The organism is uncultured Sphingomonas sp. (assembly GCF_964244265.1).
Taxonomy (GTDB): Bacteria; Pseudomonadota; Alphaproteobacteria; order Sphingomonadales; family Sphingomonadaceae; genus Sphingomonas.
In genome coordinates this window covers 14,296-38,971 of record NZ_CAXTHV010000031.1, presented here as the reverse complement: position 1 = coordinate 38,971, position 24,676 = coordinate 14,296, and the positions used below count along the sequence as shown (strand labels likewise).

Annotated in this window: 24 protein-coding genes; 6 read left to right on the top strand and 18 right to left on the bottom strand. The window is 68.7% G+C overall.

The window, feature by feature from the left end; translation table 11 throughout:
- The 8 genes from ACFE7K_RS12810 to ACFE7K_RS12775 form a co-directional block, all read right to left on the bottom strand.
- Positions 1-611: ATP-dependent metallopeptidase FtsH/Yme1/Tma family protein (locus ACFE7K_RS12810; RefSeq protein ID WP_375398585.1), on the bottom strand; the 611-nt coding region annotated here is incomplete at its 3' end.
- 70 nt (positions 612-681) lie between these two features.
- Positions 682-1,683, bottom strand: a complete 1,002-nt coding sequence (tilS, locus tag ACFE7K_RS12805) for a tRNA lysidine(34) synthetase TilS (RefSeq protein ID WP_375398584.1) — start codon at positions 1,681-1,683, stop codon at positions 682-684.
- The gene (locus tag ACFE7K_RS12800) at positions 1,661-2,590 is read right to left on the bottom strand and encodes a hypothetical protein (protein ID WP_375398583.1); all 930 of its coding nucleotides are present in this window, start codon (positions 2,588-2,590) and stop codon (positions 1,661-1,663) included. Before ACFE7K_RS12800 ends, tilS begins: the two co-directional genes overlap by 23 nt.
- A gap of 93 nt (positions 2,591-2,683) precedes the next feature.
- A complete protein-coding gene (locus ACFE7K_RS12795) occupies positions 2,684-3,619 on the bottom strand; it encodes a helix-turn-helix domain-containing protein (RefSeq protein WP_375398582.1) in 936 nt (311 codons plus the stop codon).
- A 108-nt stretch (positions 3,620-3,727) separates the two neighbouring features.
- Positions 3,728-6,001 carry a phosphoenolpyruvate--protein phosphotransferase gene (gene ptsP / locus ACFE7K_RS12790; RefSeq protein ID WP_375398581.1) on the bottom strand — a complete coding sequence of 758 codons (2,274 nt, stop codon included), beginning with the start codon at positions 5,999-6,001 and terminating at the stop codon, positions 3,728-3,730.
- A 46-nt stretch (positions 6,002-6,047) separates the two neighbouring features.
- The gene (locus tag ACFE7K_RS12785) at positions 6,048-6,719 is read right to left on the bottom strand and encodes a hypothetical protein (RefSeq protein WP_375398580.1); all 672 of its coding nucleotides are present in this window, start codon (positions 6,717-6,719) and stop codon (positions 6,048-6,050) included.
- Positions 6,720-6,830: 111 nt separating this feature from the next.
- Positions 6,831-7,898: an NAD(P)H-dependent flavin oxidoreductase gene (locus ACFE7K_RS12780; protein WP_375398579.1), complete on the bottom strand. Its 1,068-nt coding sequence runs from the start codon at positions 7,896-7,898 to the stop codon at positions 6,831-6,833.
- Positions 7,899-7,965: 67 nt separating this feature from the next.
- Entirely contained in the window at positions 7,966-9,225 is a 1,260-nt protein-coding gene (locus ACFE7K_RS12775; protein WP_375398578.1) for an aspartate kinase, read from the bottom strand.
- 54 nt (positions 9,226-9,279) lie between these two features.
- Between ACFE7K_RS12775 and ubiG the strand changes: the two genes are divergently transcribed.
- Both ubiG and ACFE7K_RS12765 read left to right on the top strand, forming a co-directional pair.
- A complete protein-coding gene (gene ubiG, locus ACFE7K_RS12770; protein ID WP_375398577.1) occupies positions 9,280-10,008 on the top strand; it encodes a bifunctional 2-polyprenyl-6-hydroxyphenol methylase/3-demethylubiquinol 3-O-methyltransferase UbiG in 729 nt (242 codons plus the stop codon).
- 64 nt (positions 10,009-10,072) lie between these two features.
- Positions 10,073-11,575 carry a DUF2029 domain-containing protein gene (locus tag ACFE7K_RS12765; protein ID WP_375398576.1) on the top strand — a complete coding sequence of 501 codons (1,503 nt, stop codon included), beginning with the start codon at positions 10,073-10,075 and terminating at the stop codon, positions 11,573-11,575.
- Here ACFE7K_RS12765 and ACFE7K_RS12760 read toward each other — a convergent pair.
- The 3 genes from ACFE7K_RS12760 to ACFE7K_RS12750 are packed head-to-tail and all read right to left on the bottom strand — an operon-like array spanning position 11,558 to position 14,227.
- Entirely contained in the window at positions 11,558-12,760 is a 1,203-nt protein-coding gene (locus tag ACFE7K_RS12760) for a glycosyltransferase (protein WP_375398575.1), read from the bottom strand. The two genes, ACFE7K_RS12765 and ACFE7K_RS12760, sit on opposite strands and share 18 nt — an antisense overlap.
- A 4-nt stretch (positions 12,761-12,764) precedes the next feature.
- Positions 12,765-13,307 carry a DUF2141 domain-containing protein gene (locus tag ACFE7K_RS12755; protein WP_375398574.1) on the bottom strand — a complete coding sequence of 181 codons (543 nt, stop codon included), beginning with the start codon at positions 13,305-13,307 and terminating at the stop codon, positions 12,765-12,767.
- A complete protein-coding gene (locus ACFE7K_RS12750; RefSeq protein ID WP_375398573.1) occupies positions 13,304-14,227 on the bottom strand; it encodes a hypothetical protein in 924 nt (307 codons plus the stop codon). Before ACFE7K_RS12750 ends, ACFE7K_RS12755 begins: the two co-directional genes overlap by 4 nt.
- Positions 14,228-14,410: 183 nt before the next feature.
- Here ACFE7K_RS12750 and ACFE7K_RS12745 point away from each other — a divergent pair, with 183 nt between their 5' ends.
- Positions 14,411-15,553, top strand: a complete 1,143-nt coding sequence (locus ACFE7K_RS12745; protein ID WP_375398572.1) for a glycosyltransferase — start codon at positions 14,411-14,413, stop codon at positions 15,551-15,553.
- Here ACFE7K_RS12745 and maiA read toward each other — a convergent pair.
- The 6 genes from maiA to ACFE7K_RS12715 form a co-directional block, all read right to left on the bottom strand.
- Complete coding sequence (maiA, locus tag ACFE7K_RS12740) at positions 15,460-16,092, bottom strand: maleylacetoacetate isomerase (RefSeq protein ID WP_375398571.1); 633 nt, start codon at positions 16,090-16,092, stop codon at positions 15,460-15,462. The genes ACFE7K_RS12745 and maiA overlap by 94 nt on opposite strands.
- Entirely contained in the window at positions 16,089-17,123 is a 1,035-nt protein-coding gene (locus tag ACFE7K_RS12735; protein ID WP_375398586.1) for an AI-2E family transporter, read from the bottom strand. Before ACFE7K_RS12735 ends, maiA begins: the two co-directional genes overlap by 4 nt.
- A 74-nt stretch (positions 17,124-17,197) precedes the next feature.
- Positions 17,198-18,130 carry a signal peptidase I gene (gene lepB / locus ACFE7K_RS12730; protein ID WP_375398570.1) on the bottom strand — a complete coding sequence of 311 codons (933 nt, stop codon included), beginning with the start codon at positions 18,128-18,130 and terminating at the stop codon, positions 17,198-17,200.
- 68 nt (positions 18,131-18,198) lie between these two features.
- Positions 18,199-18,603: a holo-ACP synthase gene (acpS, locus tag ACFE7K_RS12725; RefSeq protein WP_375398569.1), complete on the bottom strand. Its 405-nt coding sequence runs from the start codon at positions 18,601-18,603 to the stop codon at positions 18,199-18,201.
- A 67-nt stretch (positions 18,604-18,670) separates the two neighbouring features.
- Complete coding sequence (locus ACFE7K_RS12720; RefSeq protein ID WP_375398568.1) at positions 18,671-19,399, bottom strand: pyridoxine 5'-phosphate synthase; 729 nt, start codon at positions 19,397-19,399, stop codon at positions 18,671-18,673.
- Positions 19,396-20,481 carry a serine hydrolase domain-containing protein gene (locus ACFE7K_RS12715; protein WP_375398567.1) on the bottom strand — a complete coding sequence of 362 codons (1,086 nt, stop codon included), beginning with the start codon at positions 20,479-20,481 and terminating at the stop codon, positions 19,396-19,398. Before ACFE7K_RS12715 ends, ACFE7K_RS12720 begins: the two co-directional genes overlap by 4 nt.
- Before the next feature lie 214 nt (positions 20,482-20,695).
- Here ACFE7K_RS12715 and coxB point away from each other — a divergent pair, with 214 nt between their 5' ends.
- On the top strand, positions 20,696-21,802 hold the full coding sequence (gene coxB, locus ACFE7K_RS12710) for a cytochrome c oxidase subunit II (protein ID WP_375398566.1): 1,107 nt from the start codon (positions 20,696-20,698) through the stop codon (positions 21,800-21,802).
- A 3-nt stretch (positions 21,803-21,805) separates the two neighbouring features.
- Positions 21,806-23,491, top strand: coding sequence for a cytochrome c oxidase subunit I (gene ctaD, locus ACFE7K_RS12705; protein ID WP_375398565.1), 1,686 nt, complete (start codon positions 21,806-21,808; stop codon positions 23,489-23,491).
- A gap of 67 nt (positions 23,492-23,558) precedes the next feature.
- Here ctaD and ACFE7K_RS12700 read toward each other — a convergent pair whose 3' ends face one another.
- Positions 23,559-23,897, bottom strand: a complete 339-nt coding sequence (locus ACFE7K_RS12700) for a hypothetical protein (protein ID WP_375398564.1) — start codon at positions 23,895-23,897, stop codon at positions 23,559-23,561.
- Positions 23,898-24,078: 181 nt separating this feature from the next.
- Between ACFE7K_RS12700 and ACFE7K_RS12695 the strand changes: the two genes are divergently transcribed.
- Positions 24,079-24,618 (top strand): hypothetical protein, encoded by a 540-nt coding sequence (locus ACFE7K_RS12695; protein WP_375398563.1) that lies wholly within the window; start codon positions 24,079-24,081, stop codon positions 24,616-24,618.
- Positions 24,619-24,676 lie beyond the last annotated feature (58 nt).

Genomic DNA, 24,676 nt, shown 5'->3' with positions numbered 1-24,676 from the left:
CCCTTGGGGATCTTGCCGCCCAGCCGCGCGAACTTGGTCGGGTCCTTCAGGAACTCGACGATTTCCTCCAGCTCCTCGCGCGCCTCGTCGATGCCCGCGACGTCCTGAAAGGTGATCTTGCCTTCCTTCTGGGTCAGCATCTTTGCCCGGCTCTTGCCGAAGCCCATCGCACCGGATCCCGAATTCTTCTGCATCTGGCGCAACACGAAGAAGGCGATGCCCAGGAACAGCAGGAACGGCAGCGACTGAACCAGCAGATATTGCCAGATCGACGGGCCCTCATCGGGCTTGGCATTGATCTCGACGTTCGATTCGACCAGCCGCTGGACCAATTGCGGGTCGGCCACGGCATTGGTGCGGAAGGCGTCGCCATTGGCCAGCGTGCCGGTGATCACGGTGCCGGTGATGTCGACACGGCGGACCGATCCCTCCTTCACCTTGGCGAGGAATCCCGAATAGGGAATCTGGTTGCCCGCCGGAGTCGCGGTGCGCCCGTCGATCAAGGTCACGAACAGCGCCAGCGCGACGAGGATGCCGACCCAGATCAACAGGCTCTTCATCCACGGATTTCCGCCATTGTCCTGGCCGGGTTGCTTGTCGTTGTCGTTCATCGGAGGGCGATACCTTTCGCCAACCTAGATAAGGGAGAGAACGTTAATGGCAATGGAACAACGATGGTCATTATGACCGACGCGCCGGCGCCTTGACGAACACCCAGGCGGGCGTCTCGACGCCATAACGCAGCCGAGTGGTGGCGCGGGCCAGCACCTCGCCCAGCGTCGCCGCGCCACCGCCCGCCAGCGCCGCGATCAGCCGCGCGATCTCCGGTCCACGCAGGTCGAGCGCATCGTCGACCCGGGTCAGGCATGTCACCACCAGCCGCCGGCGGATCTCCACGGGCAGGCCCGCTGGATACAGGGTAACCGGGCCGCGCGCATCGGGACCGTCGCAATGCCGGCGTTCCGCCTCGCGCGTTGCCCAGGCCAGCGCATCCTCCGCCTCGCCGAGCGCGCGGGCGCTGGCCGCCACGCGACCGACATCTAGCCAATCGGTCCCGACCAGCGCCTTGCGCAGCCGCGCGCGGTCATACCGGTCACTGACGTTGCTCGGGTCGTCGATCGCGACGATGCCGCAGCCGGCGAGCAGCGCCGCGAGTTCGGCGCGACGCCAGCCGAGCAGCGGGCGGATGATCATGCCGCCCGCGGCGCGGATCCCCGCCAGCCCGGCGAGCCCCGCGCCCCGGTTGAGCCGCATCACCAGCGTCTCCAGCTGGTCGTCGGCATGATGCGCGGTCGCCAGCCGATCGGCGCCGATCGCGGTGGCGTGCGCCTCCAGCAGGCGGTAACGCAGCGCGCGGGCCCGCGCCGATACGTTGGCGGTCCGCCCGGCGCGCGCCGGCAGGTCGTCGGCCAGGACATGATGATCTATGCCGCGTGCCGCGCACAGGCGGCCGACCCCCGCCGCCTCGTCCGCTGCTTCGGGCCTTATGCGGTGGTCGACCGTGGCCGCATGGCAGCGATCGCCGAGCGCGGCATGGGCGAGCAGCAGCAGCGCCAGGCTGTCGCCGCCGCCCGATACCGCGACGAGTATGCGCGCGGCGTCGGGATCGCACAGCTGCGCCAGATCGGCGCGGAAGCGCGCGACCAGCGCCGGATCCAGTCTATCTGCACTGATTGGCGACACGGCCCTTGCTTGCCTTTTCCCTCATCGCCGGCGACAGCCTTGCACCATATACCGCATCGATCTCGCTATAGACCTTGCAGATCTCGTCGCGCGGCTTCTTCAGCACGACCAGCGCGTCGGCCAGGTTCAGCAGGCTGTCGGCCGCGCGATCGCCATTGGGGTTGGTGCGGTAATTGTCGTAAAAGGCGATCGCCGCCAAGCTCGGCTTGGCGTCGTCCATATAGGCCGTGCCGAGCAGATTGAGTGCACGGCTTGCCCGGGAATGCCCGGGATAGCGCGCGGCAAAACCCTTCAACTGATCCTCGGCCTCGGGATAGAGTTTCGCCTGCCACAGGCGATAGCCATAGATGTAGGCGTCATCACCCTTGTCGGCGGTCCTGGGACGAGGAACGGCGGCAATCCGCGCGGCGCGGGTCGCGGTGGACGGGCCGGGGGTTGCGGGACGGGTCGTCTCTGGCCCCTGCCCGGCACCGTCGCCGCTCATCTCCGGCCCGGACGGCACGCCGGCCCCGGCGCCGGTCTCCAGCGCCTTGAGCCGCGCATCGGTGATACGCTTATAGGCGTTGAACGCCTCCTCCAGCAACTGGAGGCGGTGCTGCGATTCCTCGACCTGGCCGGTCAGCGTTGCGACCTGGCCCTCCATCGCGGTCACCCGCTGCTGCAGATCGGCGATCGGCATGGTGGCTGGGGTGCCCGGCAGCGGCGCCGGCGGCGTCGCGGGATCGATCTCGGGCTCCACCATGCTGCCCTTGCCGCCGAACACCTGGCGCTGAACCGCGCGCATTTCGCGTTCCAGGCGGTCGACGCGGCCCTCCAGCGCCGTCTGCGCCCGGGCATCCGGCGCGCCGCCCGGCAGCGTGACCGCCAACAACAGCGCGAAGACCAGGCGCCCCGTGCCTCTTGCCATGTTCCTTGACCCTATGACCCGCATCGATCCAGCCTAACGCGATTGACCCGCGAGCGCCACCGTCCGTGGGCGACCGATACCCGATCGGCCGCCTCAGGGCGCGGGCGTGGCCGAAGGCGCCGTCGCGCGCGGGGTAGCCAGCGCCGCCGGCCTATCGTCCGCCGCCGAGCTGGCCCGCGGCGACGGGCTGCGGCGCGGCCGCGGCGTGCCGGCCCCAGCCGGCGCGGTCGCGCGCGGTTCGGCGGCGGCCGGGGTGGATCCGCGCTTGCGCAGCGCATCGGCGCCGATCGGCACGTCCTTGATGGCGCGCGTGCCGTCGCCGAGCGGCGGCACGGCCGACCCGTTGAGCGTCACCGCCAGCCTGTCCGGCCGGCCGACATTGATCATCGGATCGGCAGCATCGACCGGCACATCATAGCGCTCGCCCGGCTGGAGCGTCTTTTGCACCAGCGTCTTGCCGGCCGCGTCATAGACCCGCAGCCAGACCGTGTCGGTCGCGGTCAGCACGACCTGGCCCCCGGTGGCGGGAACCGGGGTCGCAGTTGCCGGGGTCGGCGACGCCGCCGCGATGGCATCGGGCGGCACGACGCCGTTGCGGTCGCCCGATCCGCCGGCCATGCCCGCCCCGTACCACAGCGCGATGCCGACCAGCAACGCGAGCGCCACGCCCAGCGCGCCGATCACCACCGTCCTGGACGGCAGGCGCTTGGGGTCGCTGATCGCATAGTCCGGGTAATCGGTCATCGGCCGCGCCATGCGCTGGGCGCCGGTGCGGACCTCCGCGGCGATGGCGACCTCGTCCAGCCCGACCGCCCGGGCATAGGCCTTGGCGAAGCCGACCGCGTAGGTCGCCGTCGGCATTGCATCGAACCGCCCCTGCTCGATCGCCTCCAGGTGCCGCAACGGCACGCGCGTCCGCGCCGCAATGTCGTTCAGCGTCAGGCCGCCGGCCTCGCGCGCCTCGCGCAGCCGCTCGCCCGCGGTCTTGGGGAAAAGAGTTGCCTGGTCGTCCGGCTGGTCATCGCTCATGCGCGTCTCCGGCGGACCGCGACCTGCCTGCCAGGTTCCGCTTTGTCATCGGGCTGTCCCCCAAAGCGGGATTGGCTGTCAACGGCCCGCCGACGATTTCGGCCGGGTTCAGGCCAGTTCAAGCCGGTTTTGCGCCGCCCAGTCGATCAGCGCGCCGCGCATGTCGCGCGGCGGCCGCGCGAGCAGCCCTTCCATCATGGCCATCAACGCGGTGCGGTCGAGGCTGCGCACCATCGCCTTGATTGGCCCGACCGCCGCCGGGGTGATCGACAGCCGCTCGATCCCGATCCCGATCAGCGCCATGGCCTCCAGCGTGCGCCCGCCCATCTCGCCGCACACCGTCAGCGCCACCCCCGCCTCGCGGCAGGGCGCCACCACGCGCCTGAGGAAGCGCAGGATCGACGGGCTCAGCCAGTCGTAGCGCTCGGCCAGCTTGGGATTGGCGCGATCGGCGGCGAACAGAAATTGCGTCAGGTCGTTGGTGCCGACCGACAGGAACTGGATGTTGGGCAACAGCAGGTCCAGCTGGTCGGCCAGCGCCGGCACTTCGAGCATCGCGCCATAGCGGATTTCGGCGGGCAGCCGCTTGCCGCGCTTGCCCAGCCACTCGCGCTGCGCCTCGAACAACGCGCGCGCCTCGTCGAGCTCCCAGGCCTCGCTGACCATCGGGAACATGACGTTGAGCGTGCGACCGCCGGCCGCCTCGATCAGCGCGCGCGCCTGTGCCTTCATCAGCCCGTCGCGTTCCAGCGCGAGCCGCAGCGCGCGCCAGCCCATTGCCGGGTTCTCCTCGTCTTCGCCTGCGCCGTTTAGATAAGGCAGCGCCTTGTCGCCGCCGATGTCGACGGTGCGGAATACCACCGGCTTGTCGCCGGCGGCGTCGAGCACGTCCTTGTACAGCCGCAACTGCCGCTCGCGCTGCGGCAAGGTCGCCGACACCAGGAACTGGAATTCGGTGCGGAACAGCCCGATGCCGTCGGCCCCCGTCACGTCGAGCGCGGCAACATCGTCGCGCAGCCCGGCATTGACCATCACCGTCAGCCGCCGGCCGTCCTTCGTCACCGGCGCCTCGGACTTCAGCGCGGCGAACACGGCGCGGCGTTTCTGCCGCAGCAGCAGCCGCGCCTCGAACGCTTCCTCCATCGCCGCGGTGGGACGCACCATCACGGTGCCCGTCGTCACGTCGAGCAACAACGCATCGCCCTCGGCAATATGCTGGCGCACGTTGCGCACCCGGCCGAGCACCGGCACGCCCATCGCGCGGGCGACGATCGTCACGTGCGCGGTCAAGGACCCTTCCTCCAGCACCACGCCCTTGAGCCGGCGGCGGTCATATTCGAGCAGTTCGGCCGGCCCCAGGTTGCGCGCGATCAGGATCGCGTCCTGACGCAGGCCGAGCTGCGCCGCGGTGCCCATCTGCCCCGACACGGTCCGCAGCAGGCGGTTGGCGAGATCCTCCAGATCATGCATCCGATCCTGGAGCAACGGATCGCCGATCTGCCGCATCCGCATCCGCGTGCGCTGCTGGACGCGCTCGATCGCCGCCTCGGCGGTGAGCCCGGAGTCGATCGCCTCGTTGATCCGCCGCGCCCAGCCCTCGTCATAAGCGAACATCTTGTAGGTCGCGATGACCTCGTCATGCTCGCCGCCGACGCCGAACTCGGCCTGGCTGGTCATGCGGTCGATCTGTTCGCGCATCTTGTCGAACGCGGCATAGACGCGGTGGCGCTCGGCCTCGATGTCCTCGGCGACGGTATGCTCGATGGTGATCCGCGGCTGGTGGAACACGGCGTGCCCGGCGGCCATGCCGTCGACCAGCTTCAGCCCGTCGATCCTGGCCGCCGCGGTCGATTGCGGACGCGCCGCGCCGGCGGCGGCCTCGTCGATCAGATCGGCATTGGCGATCAGCTCGCTCAACACCATCGCCACGGTCTGCAGCGCCTCGATCTCGACGTCGGCATATTTGCGCGGATCGACATGCTGGACCGCGAGCACCCCGACCGACCGCTCGCGACGGATGATCGGCACGCCGGCAAAGCTGTGGAATTCGTCCTCGCCGGTCTCCGGACGATAGGCGAAATCGGGATGGCTGGCGGCTTCGTCCAGGTTGAGCGTCTCGACATTCTTGGCGATCGTGCCGACCAGCCCCTCGCCCGGCGCCAGCCGCGTCACATGGACCGCCCCCTGGTCGAGCCCGCGCGTCGCATAGAGTTCGAGCAGCCCGTCGCGCAGCAGGTAGATCGAGCAGACCTCGCTATCGAGCGATTCGGCGATGATCCGGGTGACCGCGTCCAGCTTTGCCTGCGCGGTCGTCCGCGCCGCCATCACATCGTGCAGGCGGACCAGGATTTCACGGGCGGAGGCGGCGGCGGTGACGGCCATGGCGCGGGGGCTAGCAGGTTGCTTCGCCCCGCGCCACAAACGGCGATCAGTGCGGGCCGGTCTCCGCCGCCAGGGGGGCGCCGGTAACCGACACCGCCGCCAGCGTCGCCACCGCCACGCCCCCGCCCGCCCCCGTACGCCATGCCGCCAACGCCGTGCGATACTGGTCGTAGCGCGCATAGAAATCGGTGAACGGCCGCTCGAGGTCGGCCAGCCGCGCCACCGCAAACGCGGCCAGATCGGCGGGTTCGACGCTTTGCGCCTCGGTCAGTACCTGCTTGGCGGCGACGCAGAACGCATCGTGCGCGGGCGGCTGGGCGAAGAAATTATAGACGCGGGTCATCGCGGTTTCCCGCGCATCGACCCACGCCGCACCGAATGACGCACGATAACGGGTGTCGACCGCGTCGGTCGCGGCGGCGAGCGCGACGCGATTGGCGGCGAGCAGCCGGTTGTAATTGGCGACCGTCAGCCCCTCATCGGCATCGCGGCAGTTGAGCGCCGCGACGTTGAGCGCCGCGCGCAGGTGCCAGGTCGCCTCGGCGGGGCTGAGACCCCGGTTGGGCGTGGCGTAGCTGCCGTCCGCACCGACCGGCGGCAGCACCAGATTGGCCGCGGCGCCGGCCGGTGGCCGAGGTTCCGGAGCCAGGGATTGCGCCGTCGCCGGACCGGCGATGGCGAGAAACAGGCAGGACAATGCTGTCAATGAGTTGCGCATGGACGAGAACCCCCTCGCGCCGCGCGATCGCGGCGTCGAAAAGGTCGCTCGCGCCGGTTCAACGCCTCCTTAAAAGGGACGGTTAATCGTCCGCTAACCCGATAATGTCGGCTACTCGCGTCGGCTACTTACCGCCTCGACGCCCTGTTCGGTCGTGCGCTTGTCCAGCGCTACCGCCGCCTGGTCCATCAACTGCGCGATGATCGCGGCGACGGGTTCTTCCCTGGTCACCATGCCGACCGACTGGCCGGCCATCAGGCTGCCATGCTCGACATCGCCGTCGATCACCGCCCGCCTGAGCGCACCCGCCCAGTAATGCTCGATCTGGAGCTGCGCCTCGATCATCTCGACCTTGCCCTCGTCGAGCGCCTGCGCGACCTCGCGCTGCTTGGCGGTGAACAGGTCGGAGGAAGCGTTCTTCAGCGCACGGACGGGAATGACCGGCAGGCGCGGGTCGATCTGCACGCTGGCCACGGCATCGCGGGCATTGGCGCGCAGGAATGCCTTCTTGAAATTGGGATGCGCGATCGATTCGGCCGCGCAGACGAAGCGCGTGCCGAGCTGGACCCCCGCGGCGCCCATGTCGAGATAGCCGGCGATCGCCTCGCCGCGCCCGATCCCGCCGGCGACGAACACCGGCACCTGGTCGGCGATCTCGGGCAGCATCTCCTGCGCGAGCACGCTGGTCGAGACCGGGCCGATATGGCCCCCTGCCTCCATTCCCTCGATCACCAGCGCGTCGACGCCCGAGCGGATCAGCTTCTTTGCCAGGCTGAGCGCGGGCGCAAAGCAGAGCAGCTTTGCGCCACTGGCCTTGATCGCGTCGAGCGATCCGGCCGGTGGCAAACCGCCCGCCAGCACGACATGGCCGACCTCGTGCCGTGCGCAGATCGCGATCAGCTCCATCAATTGCGGGTGCATGGTGATCAGATTGACGCCGAACGGCCGGTCGGTGCGCGCCTTCGTCGCGGCGATCTCGGCATCGAGCAGGTCGGGCGTCATCGCCCCGCACGCGATCAGCCCGAAGCCGCCGGCATTGGACATCGCGGCGACCAGGTTGCGCTCCGAAACCCAGGACATCGCCCCGCACAGGATCGCGACCTCGCTGCCCAGGAACGCCGCGCCGCGCGCCATGCGCCGGTGGAGGCGCTCGGCGCCGGAGGAGGGGGTGCTGCTCATGGCGGCGGGTTAGCGTCAACGGCGACAGCCTTCCAGCCCTCTCCCGCAAGCGGAGAGGGCTGGAAGGTCAGGCAGCATCCTCCGCATCGAGCCCATAGGCGGTATGCAGCAAGCGCACTGCCAGTTCCGTCTCGTCCTCGTGGATCAGCACGCTGACCTTGATCTCGCTGGTCGAGATGGCCAGGATGTTGATGCCGCGCGCGCCCAACGTCGAGAACATCGTCGAGGCGACGCCCGCATGGCTGCGCATGCCGACCCCGACCACCGAGATCTTGGCGACGCGGGTGTCATGGACCAGTTCGCTGAAGCCGATCGCCGCGCGGGCCTGGTTGAGCACCTCGATCGAGCGCGCCAGGTCGGCGGCGGGGACGGTGAAGGTGACGTCGGTCGACCCGGTCTGGTGCGCGATGTTCTGGATGATCATGTCGACGTTGATCGACGCCGCCGCCAGCGGTTCGAAGATCGCGGCGACCGATCCGGGCTTGTCGGCGACCGCGGTCAGCGTGATCTTCGCCTCGTTCTTGTCGTGGGCGATACCGGTGATGAGCTGGCGTTCCAAATCCTCGATCTCCTCTTCGCCGACGATCATCGTCCCCGGCAGCGTGTCGGCCATCGGCGCGTCGTGCGCGGTGAACGACGACAGCACCTGGACGCGGACGCCCTCCTTCATCGCCAGCCCGACCGACCGCGTCTGCAGCACCTTGGCGCCGACGCTGGCGAGTTCCAGCATTTCCTCATACGTCACCTGGCGCAGCTTGCGCGCGCGCGGCACGATCCTGGGATCGGTGGTGTAGACGCCGTCGACGTCGGTATAGATGTCGCAGCGATCGGCCTTCATCGCCGCGGCCACCGCCACCGCGCTGGTGTCCGACCCGCCGCGCCCCAGCGTGGCGATGCGGTTGTTCGCCGCCACGCCCTGGAACCCCGGGATCACGGCGACTTCGCCGGCGGCCAAGGCGGCGTCGATCGCGTGCGTGTCGATCTCCTCGATCCGTGCCCTGGCAAAGGCGTCGGAGGTCCGGACCGGCAGCTGCCAGCCGAGCCAGCTGCGCGCCGGCACGCCGATCGCCTGGAGCGCGATCGCCAGCAGCCCGCTGGTCACCTGCTCGCCCGACGCCACCACGACGTCATATTCGCGCGGATCGTAGAGCGAGGACGCCTCGCGGCAGAAATTGACCAGCCGGTCGGTCTCGCCGGCCATCGCCGAGACGACCACGGCGACCTGGTTGCCGGCCGCCACCTCCCGCTTCACTCGCGCGGCGACGCTGCGGATGCGCTCGACCCCGGCCATCGACGTGCCGCCGAACTTCATCACGATGCGCGCCATGCGGGGGAGCCGTACGTCCTTTTGATCGGGAGCCGCGCCTGATAGGAGGCGGGCATGGCGGATGCAACGACTAGCGTGAACCCGGCGGAAGCCGCGCATTTCGGGCAGCTGGCGGCGGAATGGTGGGATCCCGAAGGATCGTCTGCGATGCTTCACCGGCTCAACCCGCCGCGGCTGGGCTATCTCCGCGCGCGGATCGATGCGCATTGGCGCGGCGACGCAGCCAGCTTCACGCCGCTGTCGGGCAGGCGCGCGCTCGACGTCGGGTGTGGCGCCGGGCTGGTCAGCGAGCCGCTGGCACGGCTGGGCGCCGCCGTCACCGCGATCGATGCGGCGGCGGAGAATATCGCGGTGGCTGAGGCGCATGCCACGCAGTCCGGGCTGGACATCGCCTATCGCTGCGGCGGGATCGAGGCGGTTTCCGGCGAGACGTTCGACCTCATCACCTGTTTCGAGGTGATCGAGCATGTCGTCGATCCGGCGGCGTTCGTGCACGGGCTGGCCGGCGCGCTCGCCGCCGGCGGATTGCTGGTCCTGTCGACCCCCAACCGCACCACCCTGTCGCGGCTGGCGATGATCGCGGTCGGCGAGGGTGCCGGCCTGATCCCGCGCGGCACGCACGATTGGCACAAGTTCCTGACCCCGGACGACCTGACCGCGCTGGTCGAGGACGCCGGGTTGCGCGTGGTCGACACGGCGGGGCTGAGCTTCTCGCCGAACCGCGGGTTCACGGTGGGAGAGGACCGGCGGCTGGATTATTTCATCAGCGCCGCGCACGCGTGATTCGGCAAAGAGTCGGCGATATGCGCCTTCGTGACAGCAGGCGCCGCTGTGCATAGGAATCGGCATGCTCCTTCGCCTATCGCGTACCGCCGGGCAGCAGCCGGCTCTGGCCGCCGCGCTGGTGCTCGCACTGGCGGCGCTCGCCATGCTGCGGCCGGTCAACCATGACGAGAGCCAGTATGTCGCGGCCGCGATCCTGGCGCGCGCCGCGCTGCCGTGGCGTGACTTCGCCTATTTCCAGATGCCGCTGCAGCCGCTGCTGCTGGCGCCGCTGGCGGCGGCGTTCGGCGGGTTCGCCTGGCCGGGGCTGCGGCTGGTCAATGCCCTGCTCGCGGCGGGGGCGACGATCGCGGTCGAGCGCGCCGCGCGTGCCGGCGGCGCGCGCCCGACGCACGCCATCGCCGTGGCCGCATTGTTCGCGGCCACCGACATCCTGCTGTTCAGCGCCGGCACCGCGCGCAACGACGCGCTGCCGGCCGCCGCGCTGGCCGGCGCATTGTGGCTGATCGCGGGCACCGCGCGCGGCGAGGGCAATGCGAGACGCGCAGCGTTGATCGGCTTCCTCCTCGCCGGGGCGGTCGCGGCGAAGATCAGCTATGTGTTGCCGGCCGGGGCTTATGGTGCCTGGGCAATGATCGACCGGCGCGCGCACCGGCCGGGCTGGGTCGCGCTGGGCGCGGCACCGATCGTGGCGCTGGTCGCCTGGCTGGCGGCGCAGGCGCCGGACGCCGCCTGGTTCGAGGTGTTCGGCTTTCCGGCAAGCGCGCCGCGCCAGATGTATCTCGACTCCAGACGCGCGTGGAAGCTGGGAGCGGCGGCGAAGGCGATCGACACGATCAAGTTCCTGGCGCTCGGCGCCGCCCTGCCGGCGATCGTCGCGGTGGCGGCGCGCTGGCGGGGCGGAGACCGGACGGCGCGGCTGGTCGAGGCGATCGCGCTGGCGGGACTCGTCGCCGCCCTGCTGCCAGAACCGACGTGGCGGCAATATCTGCTGCCCGCGCTGCCGCCGCTGTTCGTCGCGCTGGCGCTGGCCTGGACACGGTCCTCGCCGGGCCGATGCGAGCGGATCGCGTTCGTCGCCTTCGCGGTCGCGGGGCTGGCGCCGTCGATCGAGGGGATGGCCGCGGCCGCGCGGACCGGCGCGCCGATGACGCTGGCCGCGCGCGATGGCCAGCGGCTGCGCGAGGTGATGGATCGTGCCGGCGTTTCCGGGCCGGTCGTCACGCTGTCACCGCAATATCTCGCCGTGGCCGGCCGGCTGCCCGATGCGCGCTTCGCCGCCGGCCCGTTCTACTTCCGCAGCCACGACCTGCTGTCGGCGGAAGACGAGATACGCTTCCATCTGGTTTCCGCCGCGCGGTTCGACGGCACGCAAGTGCTGAACCCCGTGCTGGTCGGCGGCGACGCGCTCGCGGAAGGGGGCGACCCGGCGCTCGAGGCGCGGCTGGCAAAGGCGGTGGCGGCGCGCGCGACGTCGATCATCCGCATCGATGGCGGTCGCTTCACGATCTATGTCATGCCGCCGCTGCGGCTCGGCTGCCCGCCGGGATCAGGCTGCGCTGAATAACCGTCGCGTGACGTCGCGGCGCTGGTCGACGAGCGCCTGATAATGCGCCATCAGATCCACCGCATGCTCGCGGTCGGTGCGTACGCGGCCCGCCGCGACGATCGCCGCCTTGCGCAGGATCAACGGTTCGCGCGCGAACAACCGCTGGATCGCCGCCGCGCAGGACGAGGCGTCGCGCGCGGCGTACGTCTCGCTGGTCAGCGGATCGGCGACTTCGGCGCAGCCGCCGGTATCGGGCGAGATCAGCGGCAGGCCCGAGGCCATCGCCTCGGATGCGGCCAGCCCGAACGGCTCGGCCTCCGACCCGTGGACCAGCGCGTCGGCGCTCGCCATAATCCGGGCGAACCGCTCGCGGTCATAGACCGGGCTGAACAGGCGGATGTGCGGGCTGCCGCCAAGCTGGCGAGCGAGCTGCCGGCTGCCCATGCCGGTGCCGAGCAGCATCAGCCCGACCGGCAGCGAGTGGCCGGCGCGCTCGACCGCCTCGATCACCATCGGCCAGCGCTTCTCGCCATGATGGCGCCCGATCCCGAGCAGCAGGTGCCCGCTGGACGGCAGGCCGAGCTGCTCGAGCAGCGCGGCGCGCAACTTCTCGTCGCGCAGGGTCGGCGAGAAATGGCTGCGCTCGATCCCCAGCGGCATCGCGACGTCGACCCTGACCCCCCTTACGCGCAGCCGCTTGGCCAGCGCCGGGCCGTTGGTGACGACGGTATCGTAATGCTTGAGGAAGTCGTTCATGTAGCGCGAATACCAGGCGAAAGCCCGCTCGATCCGTTCGGGCGAGGCCATCCCCTCGAACCAGCGCAACGGATAGGCCGCGACATTGTCGTTGTGCATGAAGAACGACTTTATTGCGTCGCCGCGCCATTTGCCGACGATCCAGGCCGGTCGCCATGGCGAGGACGCCTCGACCACGTCGGGCCGGAGGTCGTCGAGCAGCCGGTGGATCGGCTCGGCGCGCCAGAACAGCCCGTAATTCTTGGGATCGAACGGCAGCGCCAGCGAATGGACGTAGATCACCCGGCCGCCCCCCGGCCGCTCCTCCACCCGATCGGGGCCGCGCGTGCAGGCGATGCAGATCAGTTCGTGGCCCAGATCGGCCATGATTCCCATCTTGCGATCGATATAGGTCCGTACCCCGCCGCCGGTGGGCGAGTAGAATTCGTTGACGTCGACGATCCGCATCGCGCTATTTTTCCGGCCAGACCGGGCCGAAGCCCGAAAGGCCGCGCATGTACTGGACGATCACCGTCGCGCTGGCGATCCCGGCCGGCACGTCGATCTCCGCCATCGCCACCTTGGGCCGGCTGCGGCCAAGTTTGACGTTGCCGATCAGGCCGGCGCCATCCTGCCACATGTTGAACTTGTTGCGGCCGTCGCGATTGTGCGTGACCAGCAGCGCATAGCGTCCAGGACGCGGCACGCGGATGCACAGGATCACAGGTCCCCATGCCGGCGTCGGCGCGCGCACCCGGCGAAACACCTTGCCCTCCTTGATCAAGTCGCGATCGTCCTTCAGGAAATCGTCGTCATTGGCCGGATAGAGCTCGACCTTGATCTCGCCGCTACGGTCCTTCAGCCCCTCGACCGCCACACGCACCGCCGGCCCCTCGCCCGCCAGACACGCTTCGGCGTCCGATCCCAGCATTTGCGCCGCCGCCGGCAGCGGCACGCATGCGACCGCGGCGACCGCGGCGACCAGCGCCAGCGCCAGCGCCCCCCACATCCTCATAGCCGCTTCCTCACCACCCCATACAGGCTGAATATCGCGATCAACACAATATGCACGACCAGCGTTAGCCCGGCGGTAAACGCCATCAGGTCGGACAGCGGCGCGTCGGGCCCGATCACGAAGATCGCGAAATTGGCGAACAGCAGGTCCTTGTTGGGCACCAGCGGCAGCCGCGACACCAGCAGGCGCGCGGCGGCGAGGAACAGCCAGATCGCGATCGACACCCCGGGCAGCGCGAAATGCCAGGCAAAGGCGATCAGCACCGATCCCGCGGTCAGACGGAGGCAATGGATCATGAAGATCCACCACAAGGTCCGCCGGGGCAGCGAAAATACCTTTTTCGATAACAGCAGGAACGGCAACGACATGGCAAATACGATTGCGATCGATCCCAGCACCGTCCGCAATTGTGCCGCGGTCAGCAGCGCATGGCCGAACGGCAAGGCCAATGCGATCAGCGCCATGGTCATGGCATTGCCGGCGATCGCCGACAGGATGCTGACGTCCTTCACCGCACCGAACGGTGCGGTCACCATCTTGGCGTGGGTCCGCGCCCAGGTGTAGAAATACGTCTCGCCGGCATAGGTGACGAGCGTCTCGTTGGCGATCCGCTTCTTGATCAACGCGGCAAGGCCGCCGATCGGGATCGACCACAATTTCTGGAAAATGACAAAGTCGCCAGTCGGCAGCGACAGGTACAACAGGGCGAAGGCGATATAATATCGTGGATCGGTCGGGAATTTGTCGGCCAGCGCTTCAAACCCGGAACCGAACAGCTTGTAGCTCAGCAACGCGACCATCGCGATGGTGAGCACGATGCCGAGATAGGCCGGCCAGCGGCTTTTCAGGCGCGCAATGGGTTCGAGCCCGGCAATGTCGGGTGCCCCGGGCGGCGCTGCCTTGACATAGCCGCTGGTCATCGACGCTCCGAAATCCCGGCTGTCCAAACGCTTGCGCCCGTCCGCCCCGACAAAAGCGCGCGGGGACCGGCGGCGCTTAACCGGTTGCGGACCAATGGGCAACATCGGGTCCGCCCCCGGCGGCAAGGGTCATGGCGGCTGATCGCAATTGCCCCGGTGCCGGTCAGGCCGTAGGGGGCGCCGGTGACGAGCGCGCTGCATATCGTGAGCATGGCCCAGACGCTGGACGGCGGCGGCAGCGAACGCGCCATGCTGCGGCTCGCGAGCGACTGGATCGGGGCCGGCCAGCGCGTGACCCTGGTGGTGGGCGATGGCGGCGGCCCGCTGGCGCGCGAACTGCCCGCCGGGGCCGACGTCCGGATCCTGGGCGACCGGCGGCTGCGCGCGCTGTGCCGGTTGCCGGACATCGCGCGCCGGGTCGATGCGGACATCGTCTTCTGCCCGGGCAACCATTATACCGGCATCGCTGCCTGGACGCGGCTGCGGTTGAGCCGGGACGTGCCGATTGTCGGCAAGGCGTCCAACGCGATGATACGCGACGACCAGTCGGCGCTGGTCCGCTGGGGATATCGGCGGTGGCTGGCGATGCACCCGCTGTTCCTCGACCATGTCGTCGCCCTCACTCCGGCGTTGGCCGACGAGGTGATCGCGACGATGGGGCTGGCCGGCGATCGCGTGACGGTCATCCCCAACTCGCCGGTGCGCCGGACCGAGGGCGGCGTATCCGAGGTCGCGCTGCCGGAACAGCCATTCGTGCTGGGCGTCGGCCGGCTGACCGCGCAGAAGCGGTGGGACCGGCTGATCGCGGCGATGCCGGCCTTGGGCGACGTGCCGCTGTTGATCCTGGGTGAGGGGCCGCTGCGGCCGGCCCTGGCGGCGCAGGCACGCATGCTCGGGGTCGATCTGCGCCTGCCCGGCTATGTCGGGGATCCCGGACCGGCGCTGGCGGCCGCGGCCGTGACCGCGCTGACGTCGGATTATGAAGGGTCGCCCGGCGTGCTGCGCGAGGCGTTGGCGGTCGGCACGCCGGTGGTGGCCACGCGATCGAGCGGGGCGATCGACGAGATCATCGCCTCGCCGGCTTATGGCAGCGTCGTGCCGGGCGCCGATGGTGCGATGCTGATCGCAACGCTGCGCCACTGGCTTGATCCGGCGACCCCGCGCCCGGTGCCGGTCCCGGAACCGGGCGGCGATTCAGCGATACGCTATCTCCAGCTGTTCGACACGCTGCGTCAGGACCGCGAAAACCGTGAGCGGTCGGGATGCGCCGCGGCCACCGCTGGCAGCACGGCCATCGCGGCGTCGGCGGCGACCAGCCGGGGATAGGCGTCGAGCGGCATCTGGAACCGTCGCGCATTGTACATTTGGGGGACCAGGCAGACGTCGGACAGATCGGGCGTGGCACCGCCAAGGAACGGGCCTTCGGGTTCGCCCATCGTCTCCAGCGCAGCGAGACCTTCGCCAATCCAGTGCCGCGACCAGTCGTCGCGCATGGCCGGGTCGACGCCCATCGCCGCCAGCCGCTTGACGACGCGCAGATTGGCGATCGGCTGGATGTCGGCGGCGATCGCGAGCGCACGCTGCAATGTGCGCGCGCGGCTGGCCGGATCGCTCGACACCATAAGCGGCGCCGGGAAGCGGGCATCGAGATAGTCGATGATCGCCAGGCTCTGGCCGATCGCCAGGCCGTCAATCTCCAGGGTCGGCACGAAGCCCTGGGGATTGCGCCCCCGATTGGCGGCGGTCGCTTGTTCGCCGGCGGTCAGGTCGACGGCATGCCGGGCGTAATCGATACCCTTCATCGCCAGCGCGATCCGCACCCGATAGCTGGCCGAGGACCGCCAGTAATCATGGAGAACGATCATCCGCCGGTATCCGCGCCGGCCTCCTCGTCCTCCTCGGCGGTACGCTGCGAATTGCGCTCCAGCGCGACCTTGATCATCGCCGTCATCGGATCCGCCAGCATCAGGCCCAGGACGCCGAACAGCGTCGATGCCAAAATCTGCATCGACAGCGTCAGCGCCGGCGGCAGTTCTACGGTGCGGCGCGCGACCATGGGGATGACGACATAACCGTCAAAGGTCTGGATCAGGACGTAGACCACGATCGCGGCAATGCCCGTGTGCAGCCCCGCGCTGAACCCGACCGCGATCATCAGCGATCCGCTGACGATCGCGCCGACATTGGGGATGAAGGCAAGCATGCCGGTGATGATCCCCAGCACCATCGCCATCGGTACGCCGGCGATCATCAGGGCGATCCACGTCATCACGCCCTCGATCGCCATCCCCAGCAACCGCCCGGCGAGCAACCGCCGCAACTGGCGCGACATGCGGTCGAACGTCAGCGCGAACTCGCCGCGAAAGTCCGTCGGGACCATCCATTGCAGGCCCTGTTCGTAAATGCGCGGCTCGATCGCCACGAACAGTCCGATGACCAGGATCATGAAGATCGTCGTCAGCGCGCCCAGCGCGGTGCCGACCCAGGAGGTCAGCCGGCCGACGCTGCCCAGCGCCTGTTGCATGATGTCCTTCAGGTCGGCCATGCCGGGCATGATCCCCTGCCCCGATGCCCAGACCGACAGCCGCTCGGCCTGGATGAGGAGCGTCGCCTGCAATTGCGCGAACTGGATCGCGATGCCCGCGCCGGTCTGATAGACCGTCACGACGATGAAGGCGACGGTCAGCAGGACCACGATCAGCAACCGCCACCCGCGCCCGATCGGCAGCACCTTGCCGAGCAGCCGCACCCCGCCTTCGAGCATCGAGGCGAAGACCAGCCCGGCAAAGATGATCAGGAGCGGCTGGATCAGCAGCACGAGCAGCGCCACCGCGCCGCCGACGCCGAACCAGACCACCGCCTTCTTCAGCTCGCGGCGCGTTGCGGGATCGCGCATCTCGTGCGGGCTGGGGCCGGCGACGACGTCGATGACGTGATCCTCGTCGGTCAATTGGTCCGTTTCATGCTCGCTCACCGAACGGCCTTTCGCTTGGCGTGGAGGGTCAGCCCGCTGCGTCCGCCGCGCAGCGCACCCGGCCAGGTACGCGGGTCCCACGTGCCGCTGCCGTCATTGGAAAAGGTCAGGAACTCCGCGCGACCGCCCAGATTCTCCCACCGCACCGCGCCGCCCAGGCCAAGCTCGCTGACCGGAAAGCGGCTGTCGGCCGACCGGTCGCGATTGTCGCCCATCAGGAACACGCTGTCCGGGGGAACGGTGATCGGCCCGAAATTATCCCCCGTGCTCCAGCCCAGCTCGACCGTGTCATAGGTCCGGCCGTTCGGCAACGTCTCGGTCACCAGCGGCAGGCGGCAATGCATCCTGCCGTCGCGCGCGCGATACAGCGCGCCGGGATATTGCCCGGGATCACAGGTTCTGGTGCCGTCGCCCATCGCCACGCCGCCATAATCGGGGATGTCGAAATCATGGAGCGGCCCGCGCTTTACCGGCACGCCGTTCAGCACGACGACGCCGTCGCGTACCTCCAGCCGGTCGCCCGGCAGGCCGATGACGCGCTTGATGTAATCCTCGCGGCTGCCCGGGGGGCTGGCGATCACGATATCGCCGCGTTCGGGAAGCCCGCCGAACAACCGGCCGCGGATGAACGGCAGGACGTGGAAGGTGGGCGAGACGAACGACCAGCCATAGGGGAACTTGCTGACCACCAGCTGGTCGCCGACCAGGAGCCCGGGGAGCATCGATTCGGACGGGATGTAGAACGGCTTGGCGACCAAGCTGTGAAAGCCGAGCACCGCGAGCACCAGCCAGAAGATGCCGACCGCCTCGGACCGCCACGCCGCCGCGCGAGAGCGCCTGGCGGGTGCGGCCGGCTGTTCCGCCGTCGCCACGTCGGGCGGGACGGCGGGGTCGTCCTTGGTTTCGTTCAACGCCAACTCGTCGCTCATCGCCTGTCCTTGATCAAACTTGGCCTTGATCAGCTTTGGCCCCTGATCGGCATGGCCTGGCGGGCAGCCTATCCGGCCGGTACCGCCTCGATCACGACGAATGCCTGCGCCCAGGGATGGTCGTCGGTCAACGTCAGGTGCATTCGTATCAGGTGACCGGCGGGGGTGATGGCGTCAAGCCTGGCCTTCGCGCCGCCGGTCAGTGCCAGCGTCGGCGCGCCCGACGGCGCATTGACCACGCCGATGTCGCGCATGAACACCCCGGCGCGAAATCCGGTTCCGACCGCCTTCGAAAAAGCCTCCTTCGCGGCGAATCGCTTGGCGAGCGTCGCCGCGCGGCCTAGCGGCCGGCGACCGGCACGCGAAATCTCGTGCGCCGTGAAGCACCGACCCTCGAACCGCGCGCCAAACCGGTCGAGCGAGCTTTGGATGCGCTCGATGCTGCACAGGTCGGAACCGAGACCGATGATCATGGATAGGACCTCCAGCATCCTGCGGCCGGTCCCCGTCCCCATGCCGCGGAGAAACGAACCGCGTCGCTCACCGCGCCATATCCATCAGGGCGCGCATCCGCGCCACCACCGCGCCCAACCCGTCGAAGATCGCCTCCCCGATCAGGAAATGACCGATGTTGAGTTCGGCGAGCTGCGGAATGGCGGCGATGGCCGCCACATTGTCGAAGGTCAGGCCGTGGCCGGCATGCGACTCGATGCCGTTCTTCGCCGCCAGCGCGGCGGCATCGACGATCCGGCGCAGTTCGTCGCTCCGCGCGGCACCGTCCAGGTGGCAATAGCGGCCGGTATGCAGCTCGACGACCGGCGCACCCAGGCGCCGCGCGGCATCGACCTGCTCGGCGGCGGGCTCGATGAACAGCGAGACCCGCACCCCCGCCCGGCCCAATATGGCGACCATCGGCGCGAGGTGGTCGAACTGCCCGGCGGCATCCAGCCCGCCCTCGGTGGTGCGCTCCTCGCGCTTTTCGGGGACGATACACGCGGCATGCGGGCGGTGGCGCAGCGCGACCGCCAGCATCTCGTCGGTCGCCGCCATCTCCAGATTGAGCGGCACCGGCAGTTCGGCCGACAGCCGCGCGATATCGTCGTCGGTAATGTGCCGCCGGTCCTCGCGCAGATGCGCGGTGATCCCGTCCGCGCCCGCCTCGGCGGCGAGCAGGGCGGCCCGCACCGGATCGGGATAGCCGGCACCGCGCGCGTTGCGCACGGTCGCGACGTGATCGATGTTCACCCCCAGACGCAAACCACCGGTCACGGGCACGCCGCCGCCGAGAGCAGGTCGTAGGAGAACCCCTTGCCCTGCCAGACTTCGCCAAAGTCGAAATCGCCGCGGTTGGTGAATATGACGATCGACATATCCTGGTCGGGCAGCAGGATGTTGCGCGCCTGGAACCGGCCGATCCCGCCGCGCCGCTCGATGATCTTCACCGGTGTCGGGCAACCCTTCAGCTTGGCGTCGAAAGACCATTGGCCAAGCGCCTCGAAGCCCAGTCCGGGATCGCCGCGCCACATTTCAGCGCGCGCCGCCGCCGGCAACAGGCGTCCGTGCAGCAGCGCCTGATCGAACGTCACCAGGTCCCGCGCCGTTCCCGCCAGGCCGCCGGCTGCACCGAACCGGGCGAACACAGGGCGCTCGTCGGCGGTGACTCCGCCGCCGCCAGGCCAGTCGAGCCGCAGCAGGTCGTCGGGCGCGACGAATTGCGCGTGCAGCCCTAGCGGCCGCGCGATCCGCTCGGCATAGAGCGCGGGCACGGTCTGCCCGGTGACCTGCTGCAGCAGCGCGCCGAGCACGACATAGTCGCAATTGTTGTACCGCCATTTCCCGCCTGCCGCCTTGCGCCCGCCCAGGCACCAGCCCAGCGTCGGATAACGCGCGGTATAATAAGCCGGAAAGCCGTTCGGCCCCACAGGCGTGTCGTCGGGATTGCGCAGGCCGGCGCGGTGCTGGAGCAGCTGGCGCACGGTCGGGCCGGCGACCTTGCCGGCCAGCAGCGGCAGGTAACGGCCGGCAGGGACGTCGAGCGCGATCCTGCCGTCGGCGACCTGCTGCATCACCAGGGTCGCCACCACCTGCTTGGTGACCGACGCCCAGGGCCAGGCGGCGCCGGGCGCGAACCCGCCGTCGGGGGCGGCCGCGCCCGCCGGCCGCGGCACGGTCAGGCCAAAGCTGCGATCGATGACGATGCGATCGCCCTCGCCGACCAGAATCTCGCCGGCAAACCCGCTCGCCGCCGCCGCCGCCGTAATCCGCGCCGGGCGGGGGTCGTCGCCGGCGGAACCGACCAGCGTCAGGGCGGCAATGGCGGGCAACAGGCGGCGTCGGTGGCGGGCGATCATCGAAAGGGCAGGCGTCGATAGGGCAGGCATGCGGCGTATCTCCCAGCGGGCGGCGCGGTGATAGGAAGATGGTTGCGCACGCGCAACGCGCCTGCGGCAAAAAACCGCCGTCGGCGCTTGATGCGGCGCGGATGTGGAGCGTATAGGCCGGGACAAAGGGGCTTTTCTCAGCCCATGCCGGACCTGCCGGCGCCACATGAGGTCACGACGAACGATGCGCTTCCCTGGGATCACGCCGCTCCTGCTGGCCGCCGGACTGGTCTTTGCGGGGCTGGCGCATGCCGCGCCGCAGGCGCCGTCCGCCGCCGCTGCAGCCGCTTCGACGACGGCGCCCGCTGCCGCCAAGCCGACTGATCCGATGCTGGCGATGGACGGCGCGCCGGCGATGCTGCCCACGGCCGGGATCGGCGACGCGGTCGACGGCGGCTACGACATCCAGCCTCAGGTCACCAAGAACGGCCAGTTCGCCAAGTGGATGCACAACAGCATCCTGGTCCCGCTGATCACGATCATCTGCCTGTTCGTGCTGGCGTTGCTGATCTGGGTAGTCATCCGCTATCGTGCCGCTGCCAACCCGGTGGCGTCGAAGACCAGCCACAATACCGTTATCGAGGTGATCTGGACGCTGCTCCCCGTGTTGATCCTGGTCGCCATTGCGGTGCCCTCGATCGGCTTGCTCCAGGCGCAGTTCAAGCCCGCGCCGAACAACGCGATCACGCTGAAGGCGATCGGCAACCAATGGTATTGGTCGTATCAATATCCGGACAATGGCGGGTTCGAGATCACCGCCAATTTGCTTAAGGAATCCGGCCAGGGCGCCGCCGGCGAGCGCACGCGCACGCCGGCCGACGGCCCGCGCCTGCTCGCCACCGACAATCGCGTGGTACTCCCGGTCGGCGTGCCGATCCGCCTGATCACCACCTCCAACGACGTGATCCACAGCTGGGCGGTCCCCGCCTTCTGGATCAAGCTGGACGCGGTGCCAGGCCGCCTTAACGAGACCAGCTTCACGATCGAAAAACCCGGCCTATATTTCGGCCAATGTTCCGAATTGTGCGGCGCGCGTCACGCGTACATGCCGATCGCGGTAGAGGCGGTGCCGCTCGCCGTCTATAACCGCTGGGTGGTCGCCAAGGGCGGCACTGTCGCCAGCGCGGCCAAGCCCTCCACCGCCACCCCCGCCCAGCCCGGCGCCGACCTCACCGAGAACGGCGTCGCCGCCAACACCGCCGGCCCGGCCGAGAACGCGACCGTCACACCCGCCACTTCTGCCCAGCCCGCCACCGGCAACCCCGCCGGCGCCGGCAATCCCGGAAACTGACCGATGAGCGCCACCGCCCTTCCGTTCGACGCGTCCCATGGCGGCCACGGCCACGCGCACGAGCATCATGCCGAACACAGACCGGGGTTCTTCGCGCGCTGGTTCATGTCGACCAACCACAAGGACATCGGCACGCTGTACCTGATCTTCGCGATCGCCGCGGGAATCATCGGCGGCGCGATCTCGGGCCTGATGCGCGCCGAACTGGCGCATCCCGGAATCCAGTATCTCGGCTATTGGGCGTCATACCTGCCGGGCGGCGAGCAGGGTCTCGACCATTCGCTCCATCTGTGGAACGTGCTGATTACCGCGCACGGCCTGATCATGGTGTTCTTCATGGTCATGCCGGCGATGATCGGCGGGTTCGGCAACTGGTTCGTCCCGATCATGATCGGGGCGCCCGACATGGCGTTCCCGCGGATGAACAACATTTCGTTCTGGCTGCTGGTCCCGGCCTTTTCGCTGCTGCTCGCCTCGCCGTTCTTCGGCGGCGCCGGCACCGGCTGGACGGTGTATGCGCCGCTCTCGACCTATGGCGAGCCCGGGCCGTCGGTGGACATGGCGATCCTGTCGCTTCACCTGGCGGGCGCATCGTCGATATTGGGGGCGATCAACTTCATCACCACCATCTTCAACATGCGCGCGCCGGGCATGACGCTGCACAAGATGCCGCTGTTCGTGTGGTCGGTGCTGGTCACCGCGTTCCTGCTGCTGCTGGCGCTGCCGGTGCTCGCCGCTGCCATCACCATGCTGCTGACCGACCGCAATTTCGGCACGACCTTTTTCGATCCGGCGGGTGGCGGCGATCCGATCCTGTACCAGCATCTGTTCTGGTTCTTCGGGCATCCGGAAGTCTACATCATGATCCTGCCGGGCTTCGGCATCGTCAGCCAGATCATCGCGACGTTCAGCAAGAAGCCGGTGTTCGGCTATCTGGGCATGGCCTATGCGATGGTCGCGATCGGTGTCGTCGGGTTCATCGTGTGGGCGCACCACATGTTCACGACGGGTCTGAGCGTCAACACCAAGATGTATTTCACCGCCGCCACCATGGTGATCGCAGTACCGACCGGCATCAAGATCTTCAGCTGGATCGCGACGATGTGGGGCGGGTCGATCAGCTTCAAGACGCCGATGGTCTGGGCGATCGGCTTCATCTTCATGTTCACCGTCGGCGGCGTAACCGGCGTGGTGCTCGCCAATGGCGGCATCGACGATTACATGCAGGACACGTACTACGTGGTCGCGCATTTCCACTACGTGCTCAGCCTGGGCGCGGTATTCAGCCTGTTCGCCGGCTTCTATTACTGGTTCCCGAAGATGTCGGGCCGTATGTACAACGAGCTACTTGGCCAGGCGCATTTCTGGATATTCTTCATCGGCGTGAACGTGATGTTCTTCCCGATGCATTTCCTGGGGCTGCAGGGGCAGCCGCGGCGCATGCCCGATTACCAGGACGGCCTCGCTTATTGGAACTACATCGCGACGGTTGGCTATATGATCATGGCGGCTGGCATGGTGATCTTCTTTGTCAACATAATCTGGTCGTTGATCGCGGGACCCAAGGCGCCCGGCAATCCGTGGGGCGATGGCGCGACGACGTTGGAATGGACGCTCTCCAGCCCGCCGCCGTTCCACCAGTTCGAGACATTGCCGGTGATCGACGGCGGCGACGCCACCCACCATTGATCGCTCGCGGTCGGCAAACGAAAGGGTGCCTTGCGTCACCCGATCGTTGCCGCTCTGCCGCAACACTCTATTGCGGTGGCGACTTGCCGCCGACCGGCACCGGGGCCGCTGCCCCGGGATCCTGGGGCAGCAGGTTGATATCGATCGATCCGGGATTTTCCCCGGCGGCGACCGGGATCTGGACCGGCTTGTAGCCGAGCAGCGACACGGTGGCGGCAAACGCATAGGGGCCAAGCGGCACGCGGCAGGGGGACGTGCAGCGATAGCCCCGGGTCGTCTCCACCGTTGCCCCAGCCGGGGTCGTCCGGACCGTGAAGTCGGTGGCGCCACCCTTCGATGTTCCGGCGCACGCCGACAATGGCCCTGCGGTCAGGGCAATGGCGATCCATCGCGTCCGCTTGTTCATCAGCAATCCTCCCCTTGATGTTGTCGCCCGGTGGTGTCTTCAGCCCGTTGCCGGACCGACCCTAAAGGCTTGCGAAGCGAGTACAATGGCTCCGCCGCCCGCAATGTGCCACAACGACCCGCGAGACCAATAGCCAAGTCCGGCACAAGCCGGATATGGGAAGCAAAGAGGGAGAGGCGCGATGTACGGCAGGATAAGGATGATCGTCCTGGCAGCGGCGGCAATTGCGCCCCTGCTGCAGAGCGCGGCCAGCCCGGCTCGACCCGCGTCGGCGGCGGGCATTCCCCGGCTGTCGCGCTTTCCCTATCTGCGCTGGCCCGCCTCGGTCGTTCCCCGGAACCCGCCGGTCGTGCAGGCCAAGGGCCATTTCCGCTTCTGGGACGGAACCTCGCTGCAGGATGTCGAAGGACGGACCTATCTGGCGACCCTGGTCGGGCGCGACGGTCGCAGGACCTTCGACGAACCGCTGCTCCGCAGGAAGGTGGAGGCCGACCTGCTCCGGATGGGGGCGACACGCCTCGCCTCGGGGCGCGTCCCGGCAAGCTTGATCGACACCATCAACGATGCGGACAAGCAAGCCCTGCTTCCCGGCCTGGGCGAAATCCGCAGCGATCCGGTCGAGACATGGACCATCCGCGGCCGCAATCGCCAGATCTGGTTCCACTATACCGGCAATCCCGCACAGGCATCGATCGCGGTGGTCGAGACGCGCCTCGACTGATCCCAGCACCCGGTCATTCCGCTTGCCGCCCCCAAACAGCCACCTTTCATCGCCGCGC

Bases quoted from the DNA above. Each gene is read 5' to 3' on its own strand.
- ACFE7K_RS12800 (WP_375398583.1), bottom strand. From the start codon at position 2,590: ATGGCAAGAGGCACGGGGCGCCTGGTCTTCGCGCTGTTGTTGGCGGTC.
- ACFE7K_RS12795 (WP_375398582.1), bottom strand. From the start codon at position 3,619: ATGAGCGATGACCAGCCGGACGACCAGGCAACTCTTTTCCCCAAGACC.
- ptsP (WP_375398581.1), bottom strand. From the start codon at position 6,001: ATGGCCGTCACCGCCGCCGCCTCCGCCCGTGAAATCCTGGTCCGCCTG.
- ACFE7K_RS12785 (WP_375398580.1), bottom strand. From the start codon at position 6,719: ATGCGCAACTCATTGACAGCATTGTCCTGCCTGTTTCTCGCCATCGCC.
- ACFE7K_RS12780 (WP_375398579.1), bottom strand. From the start codon at position 7,898: ATGAGCAGCACCCCCTCCTCCGGCGCCGAGCGCCTCCACCGGCGCATG.
- ACFE7K_RS12775 (WP_375398578.1), bottom strand. From the start codon at position 9,225: ATGGCGCGCATCGTGATGAAGTTCGGCGGCACGTCGATGGCCGGGGTC.
- ubiG (WP_375398577.1), top strand. From the start codon at position 9,280: ATGGCGGATGCAACGACTAGCGTGAACCCGGCGGAAGCCGCGCATTTC.
- ACFE7K_RS12765 (WP_375398576.1), top strand. From the start codon at position 10,073: ATGCTCCTTCGCCTATCGCGTACCGCCGGGCAGCAGCCGGCTCTGGCC.
- ACFE7K_RS12760 (WP_375398575.1), bottom strand. From the start codon at position 12,760: ATGCGGATCGTCGACGTCAACGAATTCTACTCGCCCACCGGCGGCGGG.
- ACFE7K_RS12755 (WP_375398574.1), bottom strand. From the start codon at position 13,307: ATGAGGATGTGGGGGGCGCTGGCGCTGGCGCTGGTCGCCGCGGTCGCC.
- ACFE7K_RS12750 (WP_375398573.1), bottom strand. From the start codon at position 14,227: ATGACCAGCGGCTATGTCAAGGCAGCGCCGCCCGGGGCACCCGACATT.
- maiA (WP_375398571.1), bottom strand. From the start codon at position 16,092: ATGATCGTTCTCCATGATTACTGGCGGTCCTCGGCCAGCTATCGGGTG.
- ACFE7K_RS12735 (WP_375398586.1), bottom strand. From the start codon at position 17,123: ATGCGCGATCCCGCAACGCGCCGCGAGCTGAAGAAGGCGGTGGTCTGG.
- lepB (WP_375398570.1), bottom strand. From the start codon at position 18,130: ATGAGCGACGAGTTGGCGTTGAACGAAACCAAGGACGACCCCGCCGTC.
- acpS (WP_375398569.1), bottom strand. From the start codon at position 18,603: ATGATCATCGGTCTCGGTTCCGACCTGTGCAGCATCGAGCGCATCCAA.
- ACFE7K_RS12715 (WP_375398567.1), bottom strand. From the start codon at position 20,481: ATGATCGCCCGCCACCGACGCCGCCTGTTGCCCGCCATTGCCGCCCTG.
- coxB (WP_375398566.1), top strand. From the start codon at position 20,696: ATGCGCTTCCCTGGGATCACGCCGCTCCTGCTGGCCGCCGGACTGGTC.
- ctaD (WP_375398565.1), top strand. From the start codon at position 21,806: ATGAGCGCCACCGCCCTTCCGTTCGACGCGTCCCATGGCGGCCACGGC.
- ACFE7K_RS12700 (WP_375398564.1), bottom strand. From the start codon at position 23,897: ATGAACAAGCGGACGCGATGGATCGCCATTGCCCTGACCGCAGGGCCA.
- ACFE7K_RS12695 (WP_375398563.1), top strand. From the start codon at position 24,079: ATGTACGGCAGGATAAGGATGATCGTCCTGGCAGCGGCGGCAATTGCG.